Source organism: Acidithrix ferrooxidans, from assembly GCF_000949295.1.
GTDB lineage: Bacteria > Actinomycetota > Acidimicrobiia > Acidimicrobiales > Acidimicrobiaceae > Acidithrix > Acidithrix ferrooxidans.
Window position 1 is genome coordinate 1 of sequence record NZ_JXYS01000117.1, and the last position, 24,484, is coordinate 24,484.

Genomic DNA, 24,484 nt, shown 5'->3' on the forward strand with positions numbered 1-24,484 from the left:
GTTGGTAAAGACGCCATCGGGAAGCCCAGCATCATTGAAGAGTTTCTGCATTGCCTGTGCCGCAGCCGGCACGTTCTTCGCATGCTTTAGTAAGACAGTATTTCCGGCGAGGATCTGTGGAGCAGCAACGCGCACAACCTGGTAGTAAGGAAAGTTCCACGGCTCAATGCAATAGATAACTCCGAGCGGTTCGAATACAATCGTCACAGTACCCTCTTTAGCGCCCTTGACCTCAAGGGGCTTATCCTTAAGGAAACTTTCGCCGTGCTCGGCGAAGTAGTCGAAGATGTCGGCACAAAGTTCTACTTCAAGCTCTGCCTCAGCGGATATCTTTCCCATCTCTAACGTCAGCACATCCGCGAACATACGCTTATCAGCTCGAAGTATTTCTGCTGCTCGCGTCATGACCTTCGATCGGTCTTCGAACCCGGTGGTACGCCAATTCAAGAACGCCTCGTGAGATTTCAGGATTGCGGCGTCGATCTCAGCATCTGACGCGTATGGAAAGCTCTGGACTAACTTATTTGTATATGGATTTACCGTCTGATAAGCCATTTATGCCTCTTTCTGTTGTGCTTGGCACGGGAGGCAGGACATCTATTTCGGTGAGAAGCCCTCAATGCATCTATAGCTTTGACGCTAGTGCCTTCCTGAAATCTTACGTTACCGATGTGCGTGACCTTGGCTTTTACAGTTGGCGGAGAGATCTATCGGGTAGAAAAATATTTTCCTTCATACACGCCTCACACATTACTCGATCTGAACATTATCGATTTTCATAATTGTTCGCTGGCTACTAATAATTCTCCTGGAGTCAATAGCGATTCTTAAATAGCAAATAAAGTGGTGCAGATGACTTCTGCTCAGTAAATTAGGGAATTTGGAAGTGAAGTCGACTTCGTATAACTTCCTAGATGATATCGACAAGGAGTGGCTTAGAAGCAGTATTTCCGCAGGACTCTGTGATTGCCGATTCGCCCCAGGTCACCCTCATACTGTCGAAGCGTCAGGTATTGCGCACATTAAAACTTAAGCTGAACAGTATTTATTTACGTAATTCCTAAGGAAAACTACGTCTCAGTTCTTTTTCGGGCAATCGAGGACAATATAGGATATGGACTTGTAGCTTCAGATCATTAGCTTCAGGTCCTAGGATATATGGCTCTATTGACATAGATGTGGGTCCCAGATACTACTAAAGCAAGTGCCAATCCCAGTACGCACCTAACTCTCGGATCTGAAATAGCCCTTCAAGAAACTTGACCGGATCCAAGCCCCTAAATTTTTCTGTTACGAAACATTCAAAAAGGGAGACCGGACCCGAGCACGCTACCACTTTCGTTAAGCAGATTCTTGGCTTAGAAGGTGTCGTTATAAGTGAAGTATCTCTGTCAAACGGCGAGATTGTGATATAGCTCAAGCTCACTCATACCAAGCTTGCATGTCCTAATTGCAATTACAGGACTAACTTCTCCTACGACACTAGAACTGTCAACTCGCGCTGGAGACATATGGACATGGGAGTTCGTCAGACATGGCTCTACTGTCAACTTAGACGACTGAAGTGTCCAATCCACGGAGTAATAACTGAATCGGTTCCATTTGCCAGACCAGTCGGTGAATCGCGTTTCACCAGAGACTTCGAGCACCTGGTTGCCTGGTGCACCTCAAAAATGGATAAAACCACAGTTACCAAGCTCACAGGAATTGCATTTCAGGACGGTAGGGATGATCTGCGAGCGGGTGGTGGCTGAAGAGCTCGATCGAAGTCGACTAGAGAACCTCTTTTTGGTAGGGGTGGATGAGAGCTCCTATCGAAAGCATCACAACTATCTGACTCTGGTAACCAACCACGAAACCGGAAAGATTATCTATGGAGCAAAGGGAAAAAGGCAAGTAGCTTGAATAGGTTTTTCAGTGATATAGGCCCGGATAGAGCCGCCAAGATTACCGCGGCAACTATGGATATGGCCCTGCTTTTGGCAAAGCATTTACGGATCATTGCCCAGATGCACGGATCTGTCTCGATCCATTCCACGTGGTCAAGTTGGGAACAGAAAGCCCTAGAAGAGGTTAGATGCGACCTCTGGCGTCAGATGAGAAAGCTTCCTTCACCAGAATATGCCCGCAAGTTCGCAGGTGCACGGTGGGCACTACTAAAGAATCCTGGTGATCTAACGGAACGTCAGAACGAAACCCTTTACCAAATCAAGCGTACCGGTGGAAAACTCTGGCGGGCATACGAGATGAAGGAATCCCTCCGGGCGGTCTTCGCTGGAGATCTCTCCAGCGATGAGGTAAATGAACTTCTAGAGAGATGGTGCTCGCGTGCAGCTCGGTCTTTAGATTGAAACGTTTGTCCGATTGTCAAAGACAATTCGGACCCATAAGGCGGGCATCATGGCTTCTATTGAACTCGGTGTATCAAATGGTCGAGTTGAAGGTTTGAACACCAAGATCCGATCGATCATTGCTAGATGCTATGGACTTCATTCTGCTGAGGCGACTCTAGCTTTGGTGATGCTTTCTTGTGGACCAATTGATCTCAAACTTCCGTACGAGAGGGCGAGTTGATCCACATGAAGGTCAATAGAGCCGGATATATTAGGTATTTTTATCAACAGTTAAAACAATAAACCCATGTTCACATTACTTGGGTAACCTCAATGGGAGAGTTCAACGTTCTTGCGAGCACTAACTCGCTAAGTTATTGATTTCGCAACCACTTCAGTAAATGTTTTTCCTTGGATTGAGCCAATGAAGTCAATTCAAATCTTCATAAGAATAGCCCACAGGCTCAATCTCATGCTTTTAGACCTTACTAAATATCTGTAGTTTCATAAATTGTGACTGCTGGAGGTCCGGCAAAGAAGGAACCAAGGTTCGTCCTTCCCTCGCCTGCCCGCCAGGTGGTATAGGCTGAGTAATGATCCTGTGATACCCAGCTTTCGATGAAAACGAAATGAGTCGAATCTTTGACATCCTCGATTACCTCGACACCAAGGCAACCGTCAAACTTCCGGGTATCTACCAAGATTTCACCAACAGTCTTCTTGCCCTCCGAAATTGTTCCCTCATTGAACTTAAAATCAAAGATAACCTTCGCTGCCATTACATCTCCTAAATCAAATTTTGTTTGCCAATTGAATTTACCACCAAAGATGACTTTTTTGTCGACAAACTATTCCCTTCAAGACTAAGAGCAAGGAAACCACTGTTGCCTTGAACCAACGGGAGCGCAATCGGTTTCCGTAAAGGAGGGGCCAAGCGACCTCATTCTTTTTTGGTTTCCCTAATTTACGTCTAGGTGAGTTTCTGGCTTTCTATCTACTTCTTCACTGTCTTTAAAGGTGCTCCACCGCAATACACAACGGCATATGAGGGCGACCAGAAGTAATTACCCTGGAAGGCTCCCAATTAGTTGATCCACATGAAGTTCAATAGAGCCGTGAATTGATTGTCAAAAACGGTCTACCCCGTGCTATGGTGTAACAGAAGTCGCTCGACCCCACCCTTTAAGAAGGGGGTTACACTCCCGCTTTCTCAAGAACAATACCGCTTGACCGATAGCATGCAGTCTCAGATCGCTTTCTTGTCAGCTGAGTTAGGCACGGTTAGAAGACCATTGGGTCCACCATTTCCGGCGAATCAAGTGTTGCCGGATGCGTAGGCGACAACGCTGCTGGTACCCAAGTCCCCGATCACGTCGACCCCACACCCGAAGGCAATTTCATAACTTGCCAGAATGCTCCAGCATCTGACGATCACGTTCTATCAATCGGTCAACTGCAGCTATGTCAAACTAACGTGGGTGCGAAAAAGTAAAAGTGACGAATAGTTACATCTTGAAGCGGACTCTTCGAGAATTGGCGAGAAGAGTCAAGTTTTATCATCATCGATCCCATGCGGTCTCAGGCTTCGATCATTGTGGCTGATGAAAACTTCGGATGTGGGGCGTCTAGACAACATGACGTTTGGGCACTACGTGACTTTGGAATCAAAGCAGTCATTATCTCTAGTGTTGCCGCCATACATCGGGGAAATCTCCCTCAAGAAGAAATAGTTCCTGTTGAGATCGGTCATGATACGGTCGAGCTGATCATGGCGGCTACTGAGGCGAACTCAAAAGCAGAAATTGAAATCGATGTTACTAACGCTACCGTCACATGTAGAGAAGCTGGAGTTTTTCCGACCCCATTTCGGTTCGATAATGCGTCTCATTTCAACTTGATTCATAGATATGATCCGATAGATATTACATTTACTTTTGAGAAATCTACTGTAGGACATGAGTCCTCCTGGGATCCGTGGCTTCCTAAATGAAGCCCAGAGTTTGCATAAGATGTGTACCAGTCAGCCTTAGTGGCTCTTTGGGTTGTTGCCAAATTTCGAGCGCTTTTTTGGTTTGCACCTGTCGCTGACTCTGATCAATCATCGTTGTTGGCACTATCACATATTTCTGTTATACTAGATACATGGCACAACCACTTGTCGTAGCTCCGGTTGTCGAAGTTCGTCAAAAACTATCTGCGATTCTTGCACGATTTCGCACTGAAGGGAAAACCGCTGCTCCTCTATTCCTGGGAGCGCACCGCACACCAGAAGCGGTTCTGTTGTCCTATCAGCAGTACCAGGAAATAATGACTGAACTAGATCAATTACAGTCGCAACGGGACCGTTCCCAAACAGACATGGTTGCCCTAGCCTCGGTCAGGGCCGAAGGCCAAGAGCCCACTGCTTTAAGCCACTCGCTTGAGGCTCAGGTAACGGCAGGTCAGTTGAGTGACGCAGATGCACTTACTGCACTAAAACGTCACCACACTCAGGGACCCCCAACCTAAACAAGTGTCTTGGGACAAGTACGTCGATGCCAATGGAGTCCTTCGTAATCTCCTCGGTATCACTGATGCCAATAGACTGAGTGAGGCAGAGGCTGACTTTACTCGACGCCGCATCCGAGAATTAGAGGTCCATCCGGTCCAAGGAGAATTTGATATAGCACACCTTCAGGCAATACATCGTTACATTGCTCAGGATTTGGTCAGCTGGGCAGGAGAACTGCGTGACGTAAATATTGCAAAACAACAGATGTTTTGCCCGGTCGGAAACTTACGTTCTTATGCGGATGAAATTTTTCGACGCCTCGCCACACACAAATTCTTACAGGGTCTCTCTCGGGAGGAGTTTATCTCTCGACTCACTTCGTTTTACGGTGATGTTAATGCACTGCATCCATTCCGAGAATTCAACGGTAGAACTCAGCGTGTATTTTTCAGCCAGTTAGCGCACAATGCCAGCTCGCATATCGCATGGGACCGGCTGAAACCTGAACAAAACATATCTGCATCTGTCGCTAGCTTCGGTGGACAGGAGACCCTAATGCGCATGATGTTCGACCGACTAATAGATCCTTGGGTAACGTGACTATAGAAAACTTCTGATCCGAAGGTAGATCGAATTCACTCCAGATAGACGACACTAGCAGCAAACCTCGTCGGGCAAGAACCTCGTTGTAGCCACTACCCATGACAATATGGCAACAGCGTCATGATTGAAGGCAAGCCGGTCATAATATCGGGCTAAACGCCTATATCAAGGCGTTAAAACCAAAACCTCTTTTGGGTCTTGGGTCCGGTTTTACCCGGCTAACGGCAAGTGCCCCAGCATTTCTGAACATAGTAGCCGTGACTTACTACTCGCCGTCTTCGCTACGGGCGGATTACCCTCTTATTTAAGTATCCCCGGGTGGTAAATATGCTTCCGAATCTAAGCCATTGGCAGTCAGCACGAGATGAGCTGCAGCCAAAGCAGTCCGCTTGTTTCCCGCTGTGAACGTTTGCAGTTTCGCAAACGCTCACAGCGATCTAACAGGACAATTGCCAGAAACTGCCGTGCTGCATGCTTTGACGAAGAAATCAGCCGGACTCTGAAATTCATCACAAATACAGTTCGCTTGGCAACTACAGTTTGCACTTCGCCAGGTCGATTGAGTACGTAACTCAGATAGTCGGGCAAGGGAACTCATAACTAATCCAGCTACGGCGGAGCCAAAGTTTAGGTCTCCCGATTGAAGCAGTTACTTAGCAGTCCGTCATGGCTTTGATCGCGTGACATAGTTCGCCAAAACGTGGGCCTAAACTCCCAACTCGTCTAGTCAGCGCAGAACGAGCAATCCGTTGCAAATTATCGAACGAAGCGGCGCACTCAACTTCGAGGTTTTCGTTGACGCCGAGTCGTATTTCGCTCGGTATGTTCCGAATGGTTCGTGTCAAAGGAGCTACTATGATGCCCGTTAGTACTGGTATTGCTTCCGAGCGCGTAACGACAAGGACCGGCCTTCGCTTATCCTCCGTCTCTGCCCACCAAATCTCGCCCTGAAGAGGGACGGCTACCATGGTTCCTCCTCGATCAAGGCTTTGGTGGCTCCTTCGATTCCAATGATCTCTTCTTCAGATTGAGGTCGTTGCAAGAAACTCTCAGCGATTGCTAAACCAATACTTTCCCGTCGGTGTTTATCAACAAACCATTCAAGTCCTATCCTTACCGCTTCGGAGCGACTAGGGACAATTCCGTCGGCTATAAGTTTGTCCACCTGCTTGGCCAAATCTTCATCTAAACGTGTAACAATCTGCGGCATACAATTAGTATAACTTTTTGTAATGCAAAGGCAATTTATTTACCTAGGAGCGTGAGTCCGAATTAGTTTCGGGTTTCGGTCTGTTTTCCTGTCTCACCCATTTATTGGCTATAGCGACGACAAACAAACTCCTAAGAACGTCTGAATGGCTCCTAGAACAGACTCATTGGGTCAGCTATGGGATTATTTCCTCTTTATGCCAGCGCTATCACTCCGTTTTGACGTGAATTAGCCAGTTTTCTCAAGTTGTGACAAATTGCATGTAGTGTCCACTCACCGGTGGCTCCAGCAACTGAGGTTACCCAGATTTAGTGGACACCTGTCAAGCCAACATAGATTGTTGGTAGAAAGGATGTCACTTTTGTCGAAAACAAGGCGTAAATTCACCCTTGAGTTCAAGACCGAAGCTGCGCATCGAGTTATAGATTCTGGCAGGAACGTTGCAGAGGTAGCTAATGAGGTATCTATTTCCCAAGAGGCTCTATACGGTCAAGTAAAAGACGAACACAGACGTATAGAAGCTGTATCTATCGTCAGCGATGGACCACTAAGTGCTGAATCGTTCTGGTCAATCTTCAAGCACGAATATTTCTACCGGCACGTATTTGAAGGTGTGTCCGAATTAAGGGATGGGATTAGGGGTTACATGGACTTTTATAACCATAAAAGGCGGTACTCGAAGATCGGTAACGTCTCACCAGTCGGTTATGAGCTAACCTTATTGGAGTCCGCCAAGGTGGAGTAATCAATGTGTCTATTATTTGTGGGCAACCTCAGATTACTAGCCGAAAATCTAGCCCGATTAATAATTCTCCCAGAAATAAAATAGTGAAACCTAAGATAACTAATTTTGTATGGACACATAGATTAAGCAGTTTTTGTCCAAAGTTTTATAAGAGTTATCAATAAGGAAGTCACAATTGGAACAAGGCAGAGGTAGCCGGAATCGGCGCACAACTACGTTTGCAGTGTTCATCATCATTCTAGTTGCATCAAATTCATTGACGTGGTATCTGACAAAGAGGACCAAGAGTGCCTCGGCAAGTGCGGTACCGACCATAAAGAGATCGACAGTTCTGCAATCTGTAACATCGGGCACTATTTCGCGCACTATCGCAACTACTGGTACCGTTGAACCGGGAAATAGCGCCAACGTAAACTTTGCAGTATCAGGTATAGTAAACGCAGTTAACGTAACAGTGGGACAGAACGTTACAGCTGGGCAAACTTTGGCAAGTGTAGATTCGACGACCTTAGCCGCGACCTTGAATTTGGATCAAGCTAATTTGGCGAATGATCAAGCAGTACTCGCTAGCGACGAGGCAAGCTCAGCATCAACTCAGCAGATCGCTTCAGATAATGCAACTATCGCATCGGCTACTACCCAAGTTAGCAATGCACAGACAGCGCTCAATGATGCAAACCTGACTGCTCCCATCGCCGGAACGGTGACCGCAGTAAATCTTGCAGTTGGCCAACAGGTCACTGGAAGTGGTACATCTGTCACTAATGCTAAAGGAACAGTCGCAGGGTCAACTGCCCTTGCAAGCACTACGCAGATATCTATTATCGCCCTCAACTCATATACAATATCCGCCACAGTGACCTCAGCACAGGTTGGTAAGCTACAAGATGGCGAGCAGGCAACTATTACGATTCCGGGCCAAACTGGAACAGACTATGGCGTCGTCACATCGGTAGGCTTAGTGGCATCAACTACCTCGGGAGTCTCTTCTTTCCCAGTTACGATTTCAGTCACTGGGGCTCCAAAAGGGCTTTACGTGGGCCTTTCAGCTAACGTTTCGATCATTACGCAAGTAGTGTCAAATGCAATACTTGTTCCCTCGACGGCACTTTCGGTGTCGGGATCACAGGAAACCGTAACTCTCGATCAAAATGGAAATAAAGTTCCAACCGTCGTTACCACAGGAATATCATCTGGAGGCCAAACTCAGATAACTTCGGGAATAACCACCGGACAAAAGATATTCGTGACAAAGCTAACCATAAATGGAGTTGCGATAGGTGGCGGTAGAGTTAGACGCGCATTTGGTGGTGGCGGCGGACTCGGTGGCGGCGGATTTGGTGGAGGGTTGGGATAATGTCTATGGACGAATCACTCGATGAAATTGCAAATCCACTCAACCATCCGACCGTAACGTTACCTGTTTCGACAAAGTCCACCCCTGTCATTGCAGTTCGAGAGATCCGAAAGGTATACGATACAGGTTCGTTCAAGGTTGAAGCACTAAAGGGCGTAACATTTTCAATTGAACGCGGCGAATTCGTCGCAATTATTGGCCCCTCTGGCTCTGGCAAGTCCACTTTGATGCACATTCTTGGAGCCCTTGACGTGCCCACATCGGGAAGCTTTGAATTAGCAGGCGAAGACGTTTCCGAGATGGGAGAGGAGCAACTTGCTGAAGTTAGAAATCGCAAGATCGGTTTTGTATTTCAACAATTCAATCTGCTTTCTTCGTTGAACGCATGGCGCAATGTGGAGTTGCCTTTAATTTATGCTGGTTTGGACAGTCGGCGCCGCCGCCAACTTGCAATCGATACATTGGGACGGGTCGGCCTCGGAGAACGCATAGACCATCGCCCTGGCGAGCTCTCCGGAGGACAGCAGCAAAGGGTTGCCATTGCGCGGGCTCTTGTTACCAATCCAGCACTTATTCTAGCTGATGAACCTAGCGGTAACCTTGACTCAAAGGCCGCGACCGACGTCTTAAACCTCTTTCGTGAACTGCATCAAAGTGGGCGTACCATAGTGCTTATCACCCATGATCGCGATGTTGCATCGCAGGCAGAACGAATTATTTCAATTCGAGATGGTCTTATCTTTGAAGCCGATCGGAGCAAGTAGAAGGTATGAACATCTTTGAAACCTTGCGAACCGGTTTGTCGTCAATTCTCACCCATAGGCTTAGATCGATCCTTACAATCCTTGGGGTAATGATAGGAATTACCGCAGTAATACTTACAGTTGGCCTAGGCCAAGGAGCTCAAAGCCAAGTCGCCTCTGAGATTAGTGCACTTGGCACGAATCTCCTAACAGTATCTCCTGGTAGCTCTACTTCGACGGGAGGAATTCGTGGTGGCTTTGGTTCAGCTTCCACGCTGACTCTCTCTGATGCCCAAGCTCTAGCTAACCCAATTGTCGCGCCTGATATTAAAGCAGTTGCGGCCACGTCAACATCGAATGCGACTTTGGTGGCAGGTGGTAATAACTGGACGACTTCGGTGGTAGGTACCTATCCGTCTTGGCTCTCAGTCCGCGGTAGGTCGATTACGCAAGGTCGATTCATTGCGAACGTTGATTTGACCACGCAAGCCAATGTAGTTGTACTTGGGTCAGTTACTGCGGCTGAACTCTTTGGCGGACGTGATCCAGTCGGTCAATCAGTTAGCATCAATGGAGTACCAATGACGGTTATCGGGATATTGAACACGGTTGGTTCTTCAAATACTTCTTCCACGTCTGCAAGCCTTGATGATCAAGCAATAATACCTTTCACCACATTTAGGAGCGAGGTAGTTGGTGGGGCCAATAGAGATAGCGTGGGTTCGATACTTATTGAGGCAAATTCTTCCGCCTCGCTAAGTGCAGCATACCAAGAGGCAAATTCAGAGTTGCTGGCACTTCATGGAATCACTTCGAGCGCAAATGCCGACTTCTCAATACAGTCGCAGCAGTCGGTACTTTCTACTGCAACATCTGTAGATAAAACATTGACCATTCTGCTAGGTGGAGTAGCGGCAATATCACTCTTGGTAGGTGGAATTGGGGTTATGAATATCATGATGGTCTCGGTCACAGAGAGAATTCGCGAGATTGGCCTAAGAAAGGCTCTTGGAGCTACACCTAGGGTAATCAGAAGGCAATTTTTGATAGAGGCTTCCATCTTGGGACTCGTAGGTGGCATCATTGGAGTAGCCCTAGGGATAGCAGGTGCAGTTGTACTTCCGCACTTTATCTCAAATCCAATCGAGCTCTCTATCCCTGCGATGGTCGGAGCTGTAGTAGTAGCCGTTGCTATTGGAGTTGGATTTGGCGTCTATCCTGCTGGTCGCGCAGCGAATCTGGCACCAATCGACGCGCTTCGTAGCGAGTAGTTATTCAATTCAAATGATACAAATAAATAGAAATATTAAATAAGGAGATGATGAGTGAAGATCTTTAAAGTTTCCGCCGCCTTAGTCCTTGCTGGCTCCCTTCTTGCTGCATGTGGTTCAGCAAATACCGCCCTTTCCACGCCGACCACCCATGTTGGAAAAGCAGCGTCGGTAACAAAATCTAATGGTACGTCGGCCAGTACAACCTCAAGTGGCACACGTCGCGGACTTCCAGGCACCTATGGAACTATTGCATCCGTAAACGCAAGTCTCCTCGAGGTTCAAAATCCAACTACTGGCCAGACTACGGTAACGCTATCGCCTTCGACTGTTCTCACAAAGACAATTGCAGCGACAGCCTCCCAAGTGGTTCAAGGCGTGTGTATTAGTGCGATTGGAACGCCTACCTCGTCTAGTACATCGTCCTCAACTTTAATCGGCCGGCCAGTTAGCGCAAGGACAGTGGCAATTTCGCAACCTACAAATGGTAAATGTACGCCAGCAGGAGGTTTTGGCGGATTAAAAAGAGCATCTCGAAGAGGTTCCGCATCCGCTACCTTGTCTAACGGTTCCTCATCCACAAAAGGATTCCCCGGTCGAGCGAACTTTGCAACGGCATCTGGATTAGTCACATCGATATCGAATGGTATTGTCGAGGTGAATCGAGTTAACCGCAAGACGGGAGCGACTACTTCAATAGCTGTTACGTTAACTTCATCGACGACCTATACCCAATTGACTACTGCTACTACTTCTGATTTAGTAGTTGGCCAATGCGCCAGAGCGGTAGGAACCATGAATTCAATTGGAGCCGTCGCAGCTACTCGAATTTTGATATCTGCACCTGCGGCAAACGGTTGTGTAGCAACTGGGCGTTTTGGATTTGGTGGCGGAGCCCCTGGAGGAAACGTTGGTTGATTCAAACTTCGGTGCTTTGCAGAGACAACAGAACCTGGAAGCATTTGACTTCGACCTTCAGAGCCAAAAAAAGCGCAAGCGATTTCCTTCATGGGCTACACCATTTCGAGTCATAGCTACCTTGGTGGTGGGTGGTGGGGCGGTCTATGCCTATAGCTACAGCCGTGGCACAAAGGCTTCATATCGAATTTCCTATGCTAACGTCGGAACAGCTCAGCAGCTTCTTGCAAGTAGCGGAACTATTTCTCCATCTAGCTTGAGCACCATTGACTTTGCGGTGGCTGGAACAGTAGCGAGTGTGTCTGTCACCGTTGGTCAAAGCGTACAAGCAGGACAGACTCTTGCAACTTTGGATTCATCCTCTTTGAATGCGACGCTACAGGCAGCTAATTCTTCTCTTGCTTTAGCTCAATTGAAGTTAGCCAACGATATTGCGAGCCAAAATACTACGACTACCACCACCTCTACTACTGTGATTTCAACTGGTCCTAGTCCAGTTTTGCAGACTCAAAATACCCTGAATATAGCTGAGAGTAATTTATCGCTTGCTCTATCTCTGGTGAGCTCCCTCTGCAATAGTTCGACATCAACCACCGCAACTAGCTCCACTTCGACTACTGTTCTTAGCCCTTCCGCAGCCACAACCACTACTAGCACTACCACGCCGGCAACCGTTACTTTTCATCGCCATGGTCATCGCCGTTCCCCAGTTCCGACCACCTCCTCTACTACTACTACTACTACTACTACAATTGCTACGAAAAACCAGCCACTAATGGGTGGTCAATCGTCGAGCTCTTCAGCGACCTCTCCAACGACGTGTGCCAGCGCTCTAAGCAGCGCTGGCAATGACCTTAGTCAAGTAACATCTCTAACATCTCAATTGACAAAAGCGATATCAGCCTCTACGGTCCCCAAGGCCGCTACCTCCAATCAAGGTCAGTCGAATACGAATAATAGAGGACAATCTTTCTCGTCTAATCCAGCAACGCCAACGCAAGTTGCTGTTGATGAGGCTAAAGTTTCTCTTGCTCAAGCGAACGTGGCTGACGCAACGGCACAATTGAGCCTTGCTACTCTGACCTCACCAATCGCGGGTACTGTTGCATCTATTGGTGTCGGTATCGATAGCTCTGTAAGGGCAGCCTCATCATCAAGTGAATTCGTCATAATTGGAGGTAGTAATGACTACACCGCCACCTTTTCGGCTTCTCCAAGCCAGTTACCCATGATCCATCTTGGATCAAAGGCGACAGTTACACCCGACATGACGATGGTCCCAGTTGCTGGTACCGTCACTGCTATCGGTGCAGCTAACACCTCCGCTTCAGCCACCACATATCCGGTCACTATTACATTTGCGGCAAATAATTTAAACCATCTATCTGGTGGTCAAGCTAGTATCACGATGGATCTAGCCTCAGCTGCCCATGTGCTAACAGTCCCAACCTCCGCAGTTACCACCAATGGTTTGTTGCACTATGTGAAGGTACTGAAGGGCTCTTCGATCAAGAATGTGACCGTCGAGATCGGAGTAGTTGGGAGTATCTATACGCAAATACTCTCAGGGCTGACCCCTGGCGAACCGGTGGTACTTGCAAACAACTCGCTAGCCATTCCAGCGACGAGTACGCTAACGACCCGTTTTGGCGCCCTAAGGGCCCTAGGCGGAGGTCGTGCTCTAGGGGGACGTGGTCTAGGGGGACGTGGTCTAGGGGGAGCTAAGGCCGCTCGTAATAGTGCGGGTTAGGAAGTTTTGATCTGGCAGCGCTCGATCTTTATCTTGAGCTTATATCGTTCTGTTTTTGAGCTACTCATACAATCTTTTAGCACGTGTAGTCAGCAAGATATTTTTGACCCACTATGAGCAAGATATTTTGACCCATCCCCCCCCTTTTTTTTGGTATTGCATTTAAACAGACCGAGATATCGCCGGTTTTAGATTCTTGAATTCTCTTGGGTCGAAGTCCACTTCGATAACTGACATTTGCCGCTGGCGTAGATCTGGAATTGTTGAATTGGATTGCTTGTAAAACCTAACCATTTAGGAGTTAGAAGTAGCTTTCGTTGGCTTTCCTCCAGGCGACCTTGGCTGCAGCTACAGCTCTTCTAGTGCTTCGAATTGAACCGTTATAACCTAGCGCCACCAGCCTGACATGGATCGCCTTAGCCCGGACCTTAGCCTTAGACTTGTCAACGGCTTCCTCAATTACGCCAGCGTACTTATCGGTGGCCTTAGGACGCCTCTCATATTGACCCTGTCGTATCAGTTGTCCGGCATTTCTTGCTTGAACATACTTCTTTAGGGGTATTAGGAGAACAGCCAACGAACTGCGCTGCTCCGTTATACGATCCAAAAAGATCGTAAGCCTCAATAATTTCCATGGATTCTTTGCTATCCTTCACTTTGGGCCCTTTCTCGGCATTAGGAACTGGATAAATCCATAATGCCCCAAGATAAGGGCCTTCATTCTTCTTTTTTCTCAAAAAGTGATAGCCAGACCGCCTTTGCATGCCCACTCTCGGGTCCAGGAGACCCGAGAGTGGGCCGTCACGCTAGGCGGTCATCCTGTATGCAATTTTTGTGACCAATTTCATTCATACCAAATGGCCATATTTATGCATTTTCAAATGGCCGTTGACAGCCACTTACGTCTTTAGGGCCGCTTTGGCTAACGCAAGTTGCTAAAAAACCACATGGCAGTTTTACACCTCCTTCCAAACGGCCATACGGCACGGCCTAAGTCGATGATATACATTTAACGCTGCACTCTAATTGCTATTCGCTTTTATGGGATTTACGACCTATTGCATTCATGACGATCGACGAAGGAGGGGATATGTCCATGAGATTTGGGAGGAAGTTACGAACTCAACTTGACTTTTAATGATTGCCAGGCACTCACACTCATCGTTTGTGGGCTCGACAATAATAATCAGAACCGAACCTAAGTTGCACAAGCGTACTAACCCTAAATAAGGTCCGGTTTTCAAAAATAGACTAGCTGAACTTCGGTCCTGCTATTGTTTTACGTTTCCATCGGTGTTAGCATCAGGTGTCATCACTTCCGGCTAAGCCACTAAAGCTCGCTCTATTACATCGTTGTACCAAACCTCGGCGTTGCTAATCCCGAGTATTTTTCCTTAGAGATGTCTAGAACTAAGGAGTAGTATTGAATACGGTATCACTAAATCAGCAAACCATCATTGACCGAAAAAACCTATACACCAAATACCTCAAAGCGGTGCAAAAATGTGACTGTACGAAGTTAGAGGTTGGTTCATCTAGAACTCATTCTCAATTGCAATCATTCACGGTAGCAGCCACCGCCGCCATCCAACCTCCTGGCCCGATCTCAAACCAAACTGCTCCACGTTTTTTACACAGACGGGGATGTGCCCACCACTGGATAGGTAAGCAAGCGAGCGAGTCCAGATTCAGCCAAATTTCCTCACCATCGACCTCTAAATTAAATGCACCGAAAAGGTGGTCCCAACTTGGGGACACAAATCAAATAAGTAAGATTCCCGCGAACTCGCGAGACGACTTAGTCGTCTATAGCATTGCTCGAGATTTCTCCAAGAAAAAACCGCCCACTCCCTCTGCGTCCTTGTAGTCGCGGGTCGCCTGTATCGTCTTATCCCAGGCGTTGTAATGAAACGCTGCACCACTTGTCGTCGCCGCAATTGGATGAGCAACTTTACCCGGGATGAACGATTCAAACCCCAGACCTAGCTGATGCTTCGCCTTGGAGTGGAGAATTGTACATTTTCATCTAAAGCATCGCTTGCTCATAGCGCCAAGGGACTGATCGCGACAACCATCGACGTCGCAGTGGTATTCATACAGCAACTCCATTTGGAATTTCTAGGTGGCAGTCGACATAGTGATCCGAACCAACTACTAACAAGTAGCGGCCTTGGTCCAAAGGTGAGAGTTGCAATCTTGACCAATAGCGAAGAGGATAAAAACCACAGGGACGTGAAAATGGATATTCCCTTTGTCGCAAACTTCGCAAAATCCCTACAGTCTTACAACCGCCTATTTTAGAAATCTCTTATCAATCGGCAACTATGCGATATTTTCAAATGTGGATATCGTGATTCAGTAGCGCTGGCGGCCTCTCAATCGGTTGATGAATCAGACCAGACAACTTTTCCCTACCCTGACAAATGACCTTCTCCAAAGCTTTCAGCAATTTGCGGATTCGGCGATTTGCGGATTCGGTACCTCCCCAATCATGGAGACGATAACCCAGGACATGAGGTCCACCAACCGACAATGGCACACGTATGGCAATTTACAAAAAGTAATCCAAGGAATTCAGATAATGACAACAAATAACCCAATGCAAATAGGTGTAGTCGGACTCGGGAGGATGGGTGAAAACATCGTTCGCCGTCTTATGAGAGATGGTCATAGATGTGTCGTCTTTGACATGAATCTTGACGCCATAAAAACACTGGAGAAGGAAGGAGCAACCGGATCCAGTTCCGTGGCAGATTTGGTAACAAAGCTCTCCAAACCCCGTGCCCTCTGGGTAATGGTTCCATCTGGAGATGTAACTGGCAAAGTAATTGAGGAAGTAGCTTCTTCGATGGAACGGGGAGACATGATAATCGATGGCGGCAACTCCTACTATCGCGACGATATGGCCCGCGCAACATCGCTCTCCGAAAAGGGCATTCACTTAGTAGATTGCGGGACGAGTGGTGGCGTTTGGGGGATCGACAGAGGCTACTGTCTCATGATTGGTGGCGAAAGCAAGATTGTTGAACACCTCGAACCTATCTTTTCCACCATCGCCCCGGGAATTGATTCAGCGCCCCGAACTCCGGGTCGCAAAGGTAAGGCCGACACGGAAGAGCATGGATTCCTGCACTGCGGTTCCAACGGTGCCGGCCACTTTGTGAAGATGGTACACAACGGCATTGAATACGGAATGATGGCGGCATTTGCTGAAGGATTCAATATCTTGGTGAATGCGAATGCTGGAAAACGAAAATCCGAGTCTGACGCCGAGACCGCCCCTATGGAGCAACCACAATTCTACCAGTTCGACATCGACACCACAGCTGTCGCAGAAGTATGGCGTCGCGGAAGCGTCATCGAGTCCTGGCTATTGGATCTGACCGCGACTGCCCTTTTCAACTCACCCGACCTAGCCGGCTACGCTGGGCGAGTATCGGATTCTGGCGAAGGGCGGTGGACTTCCCTCGCCGCCATCGAAGAGGGAGTTCCTTCTCCGGTGCTCACGACCGCCCTCTACTCTCGTTTCGCCTCACGTGATCTTGATGACTTCGCCAACAAGGTACTTTCCGCAATGCGTAAAGGCTTCGGCGGCCACGATGAGAAGAAGGGATGATATGTCAGCAATCACAAAGATGACTCCCCACGCCAAGCCGGCAGTTGTACTGTTCGACATCGACGAGACCCTCGTTCACACCGGCGGATCAGGAGCGCGAAGCTGGAGTGCCGCCTTCGATAAGCTTTATGGCATTCCAGCCGACATCGGAGAGCACAGCTCCGCAGGTGAGACAGACCCGCAAGTGGCAATAGCTACTTTCCGTGCAATTCTTCACCGTGATCCTAACGCCGACGAATTGGGCCGACTTTACGCACAGTATTTGCTGCATCTAGCCGATGACATCGGGGTCTCCCAAGGTTATAGGGTGCTGCCAGGTGCCAAGAAGCTTATTCTAAGCCTTTTGGAGGCAGGAGTAGGACTTGGTCTGGTCTCTGGGGCCATGGAGGGTGCGGCCCGCACAAAGCTAATACCTGCCAATCTCAATCGATTCTTTGTCTTTGGGGCCTACGGCTCGGACTCACCTGACCGGACTGAGTTGACTGGCCTTGCCATCGAAAAAGCCGGCCGTCTCCACGGCAAGCTCGCTCTGGAACAGGTCTATGTTGTGGGAGACACCCCTCACGACATGACCGCGACCAACGCAACAGGTGCTATATCGGTAGGGGTAGCAAGTGGCCACTATTCGACCGATGAACTCCAAGCTGCTGGCGGCGTTTACGTCCTTTCATCCCTTGAGAACGGATTTCCGGGTCTGTGATGGCTCTCTTGCAAACAACCCTGATTGAGCCTGTCCCCCAGCGCGGATTTAGCCCGGTACTATTGGCCATCGACATGGCGCCAGTTGACCTGATTGCCATGACCAACGAGGATATCGCTCACCATAGTAGGTGGAAACAGGCCATGGCTGACCACGCCTGGCGTCGCCGAAAGCCGACATGCCAACTTGGCTGGGTCGCCAAGTGGTCCAAAATAACCAGCCAAAACACCCCCGTCGGGACTTATTGGTGCGTGGGTGAGACGGACGTCGCCCAATTGACAACGAGTAGCGTCGATGCCAAAGGCCAGCAGCTCGAGAGGGATGGGGACCGCCAGAGTATCCACCAGCTTGTTCGAAGAGACGATCACCACATATCGCTGCGATGCGCCAGCGACGATCTTCTCCCTGGTATGAGCTCCACCTCCGCCCTTGACGAGCCAACCTACGGGGTCCACTTGGTCGGCTCCGTCGATTGCGATGTCAAGATGGTCGATACCGGTAAAAGGCTGAACCCTCAGCCCCATTTCCCGCGCTACGTCAAAGGTGGCCAACGAAGTTGCCACACAAGAGATCTCCAGCTTACGGCGAGCAAGGGCCGGGAGCAGATATGCAACCGTCGATCCGGTACCGAGACCCACGGTCATGCCCTCTTCTACCAGTTCGGCTGCTGCCTCAGCAGCGAGGCGTTTTTCAGTTTCGATATGGAGAATTTCCGCTTCAGATTTCGTCAAATTATTTTCTCACCTTATGAGGATCTATCGTCCAGAAGTTGGTGGCCCAAAAGATCCATCCCTCCTGGAGATTTACCGGGGTTGCGACCTTCTCGACGCAGCAGTTTTTTGAAAAGCATAACTCAATTCCTACGAAAGGACAACTATGACGACAACACATCGACCATCAGGTGATCTCGACACAATCAGCATCAACACCATCCGGACTCTCGCCATCGATGCCGTAGAGCAGGCAAATTCCGGTCACCCCGGAACTCCTATGGGGATGGCGCCTGTCGGCTACCAACTCTGGCAGTACGAATTGAATTTCGATCCCGCCGATCCACTCTGGCCAAACCGGGACCGTTTCGTACTCTCAGCGGGTCACGCCTCGATGCTCCTCTACTCGCTCTTGCACCTAGCCGGAGTAAAAGCGGTCAACCCTGCTTATGAGACCTTGGGCCATGCATCGGTCACCCTTGAGGATATCAAGACCTTCCGTGAGTTGGGATCGCGCTGTCCTGGCCACCCAGAGTATCGCTGGACGTCCGGGGTGGAAACCACGACAGGACCACTCGGTCAGGGAGTAGCGAACTCGGTAGGCATGGCCATCTCCTCGGCCTGGTTGGCCAGTCGATACAACAAACCCGGCTTCAATCTGTTCGACTATAAGGTCTATTCACTCATGGGCGACGGCGATATGATGGAAGGTATCTCCGACGAGGCCGCGTCGCTCGCCGGCCACCTGGGACTTTCCAATCTCTGCTGGATCTACGACAATAATAAAGTTACCATCGAAGGCCCTACAGCGCTCGCATTCAGCGAGGACGTGAGCAGTCTCTTTTTGGGTTATGGCTGGAACGTCACCAAGGTGAGCGATGCAAATGACCTTTCTATGTTGGCCAAGGCCTTTCAAGTATTCCGTGATGAAACGCAACGGCCCACCCTCATAATAGTGGACAGCCACATCGGCTTTGGTGCTCCTGACGTTCAAGATACAAGTGCAGCCCACGGAGCGCCATTAGGTGCAGAGGAGGCTAAAAAGGCCAAACATAGCTATGGCTGGCCCGAAAATGCCAAGTTTTTGATTCCTGAGGGTGTTTATGAGCACTTCGCAAAGGGGATCGGAGCTCGAGGTGGCGAGCTACGGGCGGCATGGATCTCGTTGTTCGCCGACTACGAACGTAAACATCCAACCCTAGCAGCCGAGATCTTGGCTATGCAGCATCGCGAACTTCCACTACATTGGGACGTCGACATTCCTACCTTCAACTCTGACCCCAAAGGAATGGCTACCCGTGAATCATCAGGGGAGGTGCTCAATGCTATCGCCCCTCGAGTGCCCTGGCTCCTTGGAGGATCGGCCGACTTGACTCCGTCAACTCTGACCCACCTTACCTTCGCTGGCGCCGGGGACTTCGAGGCGGCTGACTACAACGGCCGAAACCTCCATTTCGGGATCCGTGAACACGGTGCGGCAGCTATATCAAGTGGGCTCTCGCTCTCTAAGGTACGGCCCTACTGGTCCACATTTCTAGTCTTTTCCGACTACGCTCGAGGCGCGATCCGTCTATCGGCACTTATGGAAATACCTGTCATCCATATCTTCACCCACGACTCGATAGGTATGGGCCAAGACGGCCCCACCCATCAGCCGATAGAGCAGCTTGCCTCGTTGAGGGCCATACCGGGCCTCATCGTGCTCCGCCCAGCGGATGCGAATGAGGTAGCCGAGGCTTGGCGAGTCATTATGGAGCTACAACACAACCCGGTTGCCTTGGTCCTCACACGCCAAGCGGTGCCAACCCTTGACCGCTCTAGATATGGCTCTGCAAAAGGGGTTGCCAGAGGCGCCTACGTGCTAGCAGACCCCATCAATGGGCCACCCGAGGCTATCGTCATTGCCACTGGCAGCGAGGTCTCGTTAGCAATAGCGGCCTATGAAGAGCTAAGCTCGCAAGGGATCGCAGTTCGAGTGGTAAGTATGCCCAGTTGCGAGCTCTTTGATCGCCAGCCAGCCACCTACCGAGATTCGGTTCTTCCTCCGGAGATCCTTGCAAGGGTAGCAGTTGAAGAGGCATCCACCTTTGGTTGGCACCGCTATGTGGGCATCGATGGCGCAGTAGTCGGTATGCACACCTTCGGAGCTTCAGCTCCATTGAAAGACCTTCAGAACAAGTTCGGCTTCACCCCTGAAAAGGTGGCAGATACGATTCGTCAGCAACTTCAAACTCAACTTCAAAATCAAAGGAAAAACAGATGAAAGAACCAATCAGTCAAGCACTCAAGCTCGGCCAAAGCATCTGGTACGACGGTATTCGCCGTTCCCTCTTTGTCTCAGGAGACCTAGAGCGCATGGTGCAACAAGACGGACTACGGGGCATGACCTCGAATCCCTCAATCTTTGATGAAGCCATCGCTGGCTCTGGGGACTATAGCGAGCAAATTGCTCAGTTGCGCCGCTCGGGGCCTATGGATGCCAAGTCGGCCTATGAGCTTCTGGCGGTCGACGACATCCGTAATGCAGCCGACATATTTCGCCCGGTTTACGAAGAAAGCGGCGGCACCGACGGGTACGTGAGCATGGAGGTCTCCCCCGAGTTGGCCCACGACACCGCCGCTACAGTCGCTGAAGCAAAGCGATTGTGGGGTACGATCGACAGGCCTAATCTTATGGTAAAGGTTCCCGGTACCTTGGAGGGAATCCCAGCTATTCAGCAGCTGATTGGCGCCGGCATCAATGTCAATGTGACTCTGTTATTCGGCCGTGGCGCCTATGAAGAGGCGGCCCTGGCCTATCTGGCGGGCCTCGAGGATCGCCTTGCCGCAGGCGGTGGAATTAGCACTATCGCTTCAGTTGCCAGTATCTTTGTCAGCCGATTAGACTCCGCACTTGAGAACCGTCTCGACCATTCCTTTTCCGGCAAGGTAGCCATCGCTAATGCCAAGGTTATTTACGCTTGCTCTCAGCGACTATTTGCCGGGAAGCGCTGGGATCTCCTAAAGCGATCCGGAGCCCAAACACAGCGCCTGCTTTGGGCTTCCACAAGCACCAAAGACCCCTCACTACCCGAATTACTTTATGTCGAATCGCTTATTGGCCCCGACACCGTCGACACGGTACCGCCGGCAACCTATGAGACTTTTGCCGCTCACGGCACGGTAGCTTCTACGTTAGAAGAAAACTTAAAAGAGGCTCAGGCTCTCTTGGATAGCTTAAGCGGCCAAGGGGTAGAGCTCTCAGAGGTGCTCGATCAGCTGCTCAAAGAGGGGGTAGAAAAGTTCTCGGTCGCCTTTCGTCAGCTCTTGTCCTCGGTGGAAGAGGCTCTCGCAGATAAAAGCGAAAGAAATAACTGGAATCTCCACCTTTCTTTGCCGATCGATATAGCCAATCAAGTGGACGCGACGATCGATGAGTGGCGAGCAAAAGGGAAGGTGGCCCGGCTCTGGGCTCATGATTCAACGGTTTGGACTGGCCACGGCGAAGACGCTTGGCTAGGTTGGTTAGACATAGCACGTGACCAAGCTGCACATACCCATCGTTTTGAAGCGTTGGCCACAGAGATCCACAAAGCGAAATTCACCGACGCAGTAGTGCTGGGCATGGGTGGATCGAGCCTATGCCCAGACGTCCTGGCACACACTTTTGCCCCACTAAAAGGATTTCCCAAGCTCCACGTTCTCGATTCCACCGACCCCGAACAAATCAAGGCAATGGAGGAAAGCATCGACTTAGCCCATAGCCTCTTTATCGTATCCTCCAAATCAGGCACCACATTGGAGCCTAACATCTTTGCTGCCTACTTCTATGGGCGCATGATCGAAGCTGTGGGCATCGAGAAAGCCGGCTCACACTTTGTGGCTATCACTGATCCAGGCTCTCCTTTGGAGGCCGTGGCAAAGAGGGATGGCTACCGTAGGATATTCTTCGGCGTGCCTTCAATTGGCGGTCGATACTCAGCTTTGTCGGACTTTGGCATGGTGCCAAGCGCGGCCTGCGGGCTAGATGTTGGGCGCCTGTTCGCCTCGGCGGAGATAATGGCACATGCATGTTCTCCATCGATGCCAGTCCGCGACAACCCCGGATTGGCACTGGGCGCAGTGATAGGCACCTGCGTAAATGCCGGTTTCGACAAGGTCACCCTAGTCCTATCTCCTGGAATTGCTCATCTTGGCGCCTGGCTTGAACAACTTTTGGCCGAATCCACTGGAAAGCAAGGCAAAGGCGTTGTGCCGATCGACCAAGAACCACTCGGCAAGCCCTTGGTCTATGGCTCCGATCGTCTTTTTTGTTATATAACACTCGCCGGCGACGACGATCCTGAGCAAGCAAAGAAGGTTTCGGCACTCACAAAGGCTGGCCATCCCGTCCTGCGCATCGAGGTGTCCGACCCCTACAGTCTGGGAGGTGAGTTCTTCCGTTGGGAGTTTGCTACCGCGGTAGCTGGTTCGATAATCGGCATAAATCCCTTCGACCAGCCTGACGTCGAAGAGGCCAAGGTGCTCGCTCGTCAGTTGACAGACAACTACGACACAGAAGGTTGCCTACCCGTACTGTCGCAGTTATGGGATGGCCAAGGGGTGACGCTCTATGCCGATGACAGAAACGGTGCTGAGCTAAATTCCACTGTCAAAGGAAATCTGGATCTCGTCTCCTATCTAAAGGCACATATAAGCCGCGCTGGCGCTGGTGACTATGTAGCACTGCTCGCCTATGTACAGATGTCACCTGCTCACCAGGCTATCCTAACGCAGATGAGGACGATGGTGCGAGATATCCTCTTTGTGGCTACATGTGGCGAGTTTGGACCCCGCTTCCAACACTCGACAGGCCAGGCCTACAAGGGTGGACCCAATACCGGAGTTTTCCTTCAGATCACCTGCGATGACGCCGTAGGTTTGGTTGTTCCTGGCCATCGCTATAGCTTCGGGGTTGCAAAGGAGGCCGAGGCCAGAAGCGACCTCGATGTATTGGCCACGCGTGAGCGGCGGGTTTTGCGGGTCCATCTTGGCCCTGAAGTGACCCGCGGGCTGGAACAGCTTCGTGACGGGCTAGGCGAAGCACTCAGGACGATCTCCCTAAATCAATAAATCCCTTATCTTTTTGATCCACCATCGCTTGACACCCGATGGTGGATCTCCAATTCGTACAAGTATTGAGGCAATGGACAGATTTTCCGAACAGGCCAGCATTCTCACTACCACAAAGACCAAGGAACTAAAATGGATACATACTTATCAAGTTTCGTAAGCAAGAGCCACTTTGGAATCAGATTCGCGGAGTAGCGGATGTGGAGACGCAAACACACATGTATTGAGAAGTCGCTCTACCAAGGACATTTCAAAGTGCCTTCGGTTGAATCGGTATGCGAATTCCTCGAGGTAAAGTTGCTTATGTTCCTCACGTCCGTGGTATGTTCCGTCGATAAATTTCTTGCAGTTCCCTATCAGGATGTTGAGCCATTTGAATGTTACATGTGCTTGTTCGTCTTTGGATAGAGTGATCGAATGCGCTAGTCCAAGGTCTCGAGCACATACCCCGTAACTTGGGTTACCATCACTTATCAGCTTGGTATCGGAATCTAAACGTCTCACAAAAACATCTTTGAATGATTTAGCAGTGGTATCTTTGATTACTTCCATGAAGCAATGAGTAGGAGCACCATTGCTAATCGACACTCCAATTAGGACATTGGTTTGTTTTGTTCCCTTTCCTCTTCTGCCTTCGCCATGGCTCTCACCACCTAAAAAGAACTCATCTACCTGGACGTTTCCTCCAAGTTTATATAAACCATTTCGGTCAGCCATTGCTTTTCGTAGCTTATTTAGCATCAACCAGCCAGTCGAATAAGATACTTGAACGAATTTAGCAATGGTAGTAGCCGAAAGACCACGCTTGTCGTTGGACAATAGATAGATAGCGGAGAACCACTTGGATAAAGAGATATGGCTTCGATGGAAGATGGTTCCGGAGGTAACGCTAGTTTGACGGTGACAAGATTTACATTGAAAAAGTGGAGCTCGAGATGCTGCATTT

At 49.6% G+C, this 24,484-nt stretch carries 24 protein-coding genes and 1 pseudogene; 18 read left to right on the top strand and 7 right to left on the bottom strand.

Annotated elements, in window-relative coordinates:
* Positions 1 to 555, bottom strand: a 555-nt coding sequence (locus tag AXFE_RS16085; RefSeq protein ID WP_152626169.1) for an aldehyde dehydrogenase family protein, incomplete at its 3' end; no start/stop codon positions are given.
* Between the two features lie 896 nt (positions 556 to 1,451).
* On the opposite strand from AXFE_RS16085, the pseudogene AXFE_RS16090 reads away from it, so the two are divergent.
* From AXFE_RS16090 to AXFE_RS21115, 4 genes and pseudogenes are all read left to right on the top strand, one after another.
* Positions 1,452 to 1,754, top strand: a pseudogene (locus AXFE_RS16090) (hypothetical protein); the annotation flags it as partial.
* Positions 1,744 to 1,905, top strand: coding sequence for a transposase (locus AXFE_RS20170; RefSeq protein WP_160291907.1), 162 nt, complete (start codon positions 1,744 to 1,746; stop codon positions 1,903 to 1,905). The pseudogene AXFE_RS16090 and the gene AXFE_RS20170, both read left to right, overlap by 11 nt.
* Positions 1,902 to 2,351, top strand: coding sequence for a transposase (locus tag AXFE_RS16095; RefSeq protein WP_052606958.1), 450 nt, complete (start codon positions 1,902 to 1,904; stop codon positions 2,349 to 2,351). The genes AXFE_RS20170 and AXFE_RS16095 overlap by 4 nt, the downstream gene beginning before the upstream one ends.
* Positions 2,347 to 2,574: a transposase gene (locus AXFE_RS21115; protein WP_082058844.1), complete on the top strand. Its 228-nt coding sequence runs from the start codon at positions 2,347 to 2,349 to the stop codon at positions 2,572 to 2,574. The genes AXFE_RS16095 and AXFE_RS21115 overlap by 5 nt, the downstream gene beginning before the upstream one ends.
* A gap of 247 nt (positions 2,575 to 2,821) precedes the next feature.
* On the opposite strand, the gene AXFE_RS16100 is transcribed toward AXFE_RS21115, so the two are convergent.
* Entirely contained in the window at positions 2,822 to 3,112 is a 291-nt protein-coding gene (locus tag AXFE_RS16100) for a putative quinol monooxygenase (protein ID WP_052606959.1), read from the bottom strand.
* Positions 3,113 to 3,903: 791 nt separating this feature from the next.
* Here AXFE_RS16100 and AXFE_RS16105 point away from each other — a divergent pair.
* From AXFE_RS16105 to AXFE_RS16115, 3 genes are all read left to right on the top strand, one after another.
* Positions 3,904 to 4,323 carry a 3-isopropylmalate dehydratase small subunit gene (locus AXFE_RS16105; protein WP_052606960.1) on the top strand — a complete coding sequence of 140 codons (420 nt, stop codon included), beginning with the start codon at positions 3,904 to 3,906 and terminating at the stop codon, positions 4,321 to 4,323.
* A 152-nt stretch (positions 4,324 to 4,475) separates the two neighbouring features.
* Positions 4,476 to 4,841, top strand: coding sequence for a hypothetical protein (locus tag AXFE_RS16110; protein WP_052606961.1), 366 nt, complete (start codon positions 4,476 to 4,478; stop codon positions 4,839 to 4,841).
* A gap of 4 nt (positions 4,842 to 4,845) precedes the next feature.
* Complete coding sequence (locus AXFE_RS16115; RefSeq protein ID WP_052606962.1) at positions 4,846 to 5,424, top strand: Fic/DOC family protein; 579 nt, start codon at positions 4,846 to 4,848, stop codon at positions 5,422 to 5,424.
* Positions 5,425 to 6,080: 656 nt separating this feature from the next.
* Here AXFE_RS16115 and AXFE_RS16120 read toward each other — a convergent pair.
* The gene (locus tag AXFE_RS16120; protein ID WP_052606963.1) at positions 6,081 to 6,395 is read right to left on the bottom strand and encodes a type II toxin-antitoxin system PemK/MazF family toxin; all 315 of its coding nucleotides are present in this window, start codon (positions 6,393 to 6,395) and stop codon (positions 6,081 to 6,083) included.
* Positions 6,389 to 6,637, bottom strand: a complete 249-nt coding sequence (locus tag AXFE_RS16125; RefSeq protein ID WP_052606964.1) for a ribbon-helix-helix domain-containing protein — start codon at positions 6,635 to 6,637, stop codon at positions 6,389 to 6,391. Before AXFE_RS16125 ends, AXFE_RS16120 begins: the two co-directional genes overlap by 7 nt.
* Before the next feature lie 361 nt (positions 6,638 to 6,998).
* On the opposite strand from AXFE_RS16125, the gene AXFE_RS16130 reads away from it, so the two are divergent.
* The 6 genes from AXFE_RS16130 (at position 6,999) to AXFE_RS16155 (ending at position 13,421) form a co-directional block, all read left to right on the top strand.
* Positions 6,999 to 7,382, top strand: a complete 384-nt coding sequence (locus AXFE_RS16130) for an IS3 family transposase (RefSeq protein ID WP_052606965.1) — start codon at positions 6,999 to 7,001, stop codon at positions 7,380 to 7,382.
* Between the two features lie 175 nt (positions 7,383 to 7,557).
* Positions 7,558 to 8,739, top strand: coding sequence for an efflux RND transporter periplasmic adaptor subunit (locus AXFE_RS16135; protein ID WP_052606966.1), 1,182 nt, complete (start codon positions 7,558 to 7,560; stop codon positions 8,737 to 8,739).
* A gap of 5 nt (positions 8,740 to 8,744) precedes the next feature.
* Positions 8,745 to 9,503, top strand: a complete 759-nt coding sequence (locus AXFE_RS16140; RefSeq protein ID WP_200891324.1) for an ABC transporter ATP-binding protein — start codon at positions 8,745 to 8,747, stop codon at positions 9,501 to 9,503.
* 5 nt (positions 9,504 to 9,508) lie between these two features.
* On the top strand, positions 9,509 to 10,753 hold the full coding sequence (locus AXFE_RS16145; protein WP_052606967.1) for an ABC transporter permease: 1,245 nt from the start codon (positions 9,509 to 9,511) through the stop codon (positions 10,751 to 10,753).
* Between the two features lie 54 nt (positions 10,754 to 10,807).
* Positions 10,808 to 11,671, top strand: a complete 864-nt coding sequence (locus tag AXFE_RS16150) for a hypothetical protein (RefSeq protein ID WP_052606968.1) — start codon at positions 10,808 to 10,810, stop codon at positions 11,669 to 11,671.
* On the top strand, positions 11,664 to 13,421 hold the full coding sequence (locus AXFE_RS16155; protein WP_052606969.1) for an efflux RND transporter periplasmic adaptor subunit: 1,758 nt from the start codon (positions 11,664 to 11,666) through the stop codon (positions 13,419 to 13,421). Before AXFE_RS16150 ends, AXFE_RS16155 begins: the two co-directional genes overlap by 8 nt.
* A gap of 301 nt (positions 13,422 to 13,722) precedes the next feature.
* Here AXFE_RS16155 and AXFE_RS16160 read toward each other — a convergent pair whose 3' ends face one another.
* Positions 13,723 to 14,028, bottom strand: a complete 306-nt coding sequence (locus AXFE_RS16160; RefSeq protein WP_152626171.1) for a hypothetical protein — start codon at positions 14,026 to 14,028, stop codon at positions 13,723 to 13,725.
* Positions 14,029 to 15,425: 1,397 nt separating this feature from the next.
* Here AXFE_RS16160 and AXFE_RS16170 point away from each other — a divergent pair.
* From AXFE_RS16170 to AXFE_RS16180, 3 genes are all read left to right on the top strand, one after another.
* Complete coding sequence (locus tag AXFE_RS16170) at positions 15,426 to 15,722, top strand: hypothetical protein (RefSeq protein ID WP_235347891.1); 297 nt, start codon at positions 15,426 to 15,428, stop codon at positions 15,720 to 15,722.
* Between the two features lie 298 nt (positions 15,723 to 16,020).
* Positions 16,021 to 17,037, top strand: coding sequence for a phosphogluconate dehydrogenase (NAD(+)-dependent, decarboxylating) (gene gnd / locus AXFE_RS16175; protein ID WP_052606979.1), 1,017 nt, complete (start codon positions 16,021 to 16,023; stop codon positions 17,035 to 17,037).
* Between the two features lies 1 nt (position 17,038).
* Positions 17,039 to 17,737 carry an HAD family hydrolase gene (locus tag AXFE_RS16180; protein ID WP_200891323.1) on the top strand — a complete coding sequence of 233 codons (699 nt, stop codon included), beginning with the start codon at positions 17,039 to 17,041 and terminating at the stop codon, positions 17,735 to 17,737.
* Positions 17,738 to 17,796: 59 nt separating this feature from the next.
* Here the strand turns inward: AXFE_RS16180 and rpiA are convergent, their stop codons facing one another.
* Positions 17,797 to 18,468: a ribose 5-phosphate isomerase A gene (gene rpiA / locus AXFE_RS16185; protein ID WP_052606973.1), complete on the bottom strand. Its 672-nt coding sequence runs from the start codon at positions 18,466 to 18,468 to the stop codon at positions 17,797 to 17,799.
* A gap of 145 nt (positions 18,469 to 18,613) precedes the next feature.
* On the opposite strand from rpiA, the gene tkt reads away from it, so the two are divergent.
* A complete protein-coding gene (gene tkt / locus AXFE_RS16190; protein ID WP_052606974.1) occupies positions 18,614 to 20,710 on the top strand; it encodes a transketolase in 2,097 nt (698 codons plus the stop codon).
* Positions 20,707 to 23,538, top strand: a complete 2,832-nt coding sequence (locus AXFE_RS16195) for a bifunctional transaldolase/phosoglucose isomerase (protein ID WP_052606975.1) — start codon at positions 20,707 to 20,709, stop codon at positions 23,536 to 23,538. Before tkt ends, AXFE_RS16195 begins: the two co-directional genes overlap by 4 nt.
* Positions 23,539 to 23,685: 147 nt before the next feature.
* Here AXFE_RS16195 and AXFE_RS16200 read toward each other — a convergent pair.
* Positions 23,686 to 24,484: IS1595-like element ISAxf1 family transposase (locus tag AXFE_RS16200; protein ID WP_152626172.1), on the bottom strand; the 799-nt coding region annotated here is incomplete at its 5' end.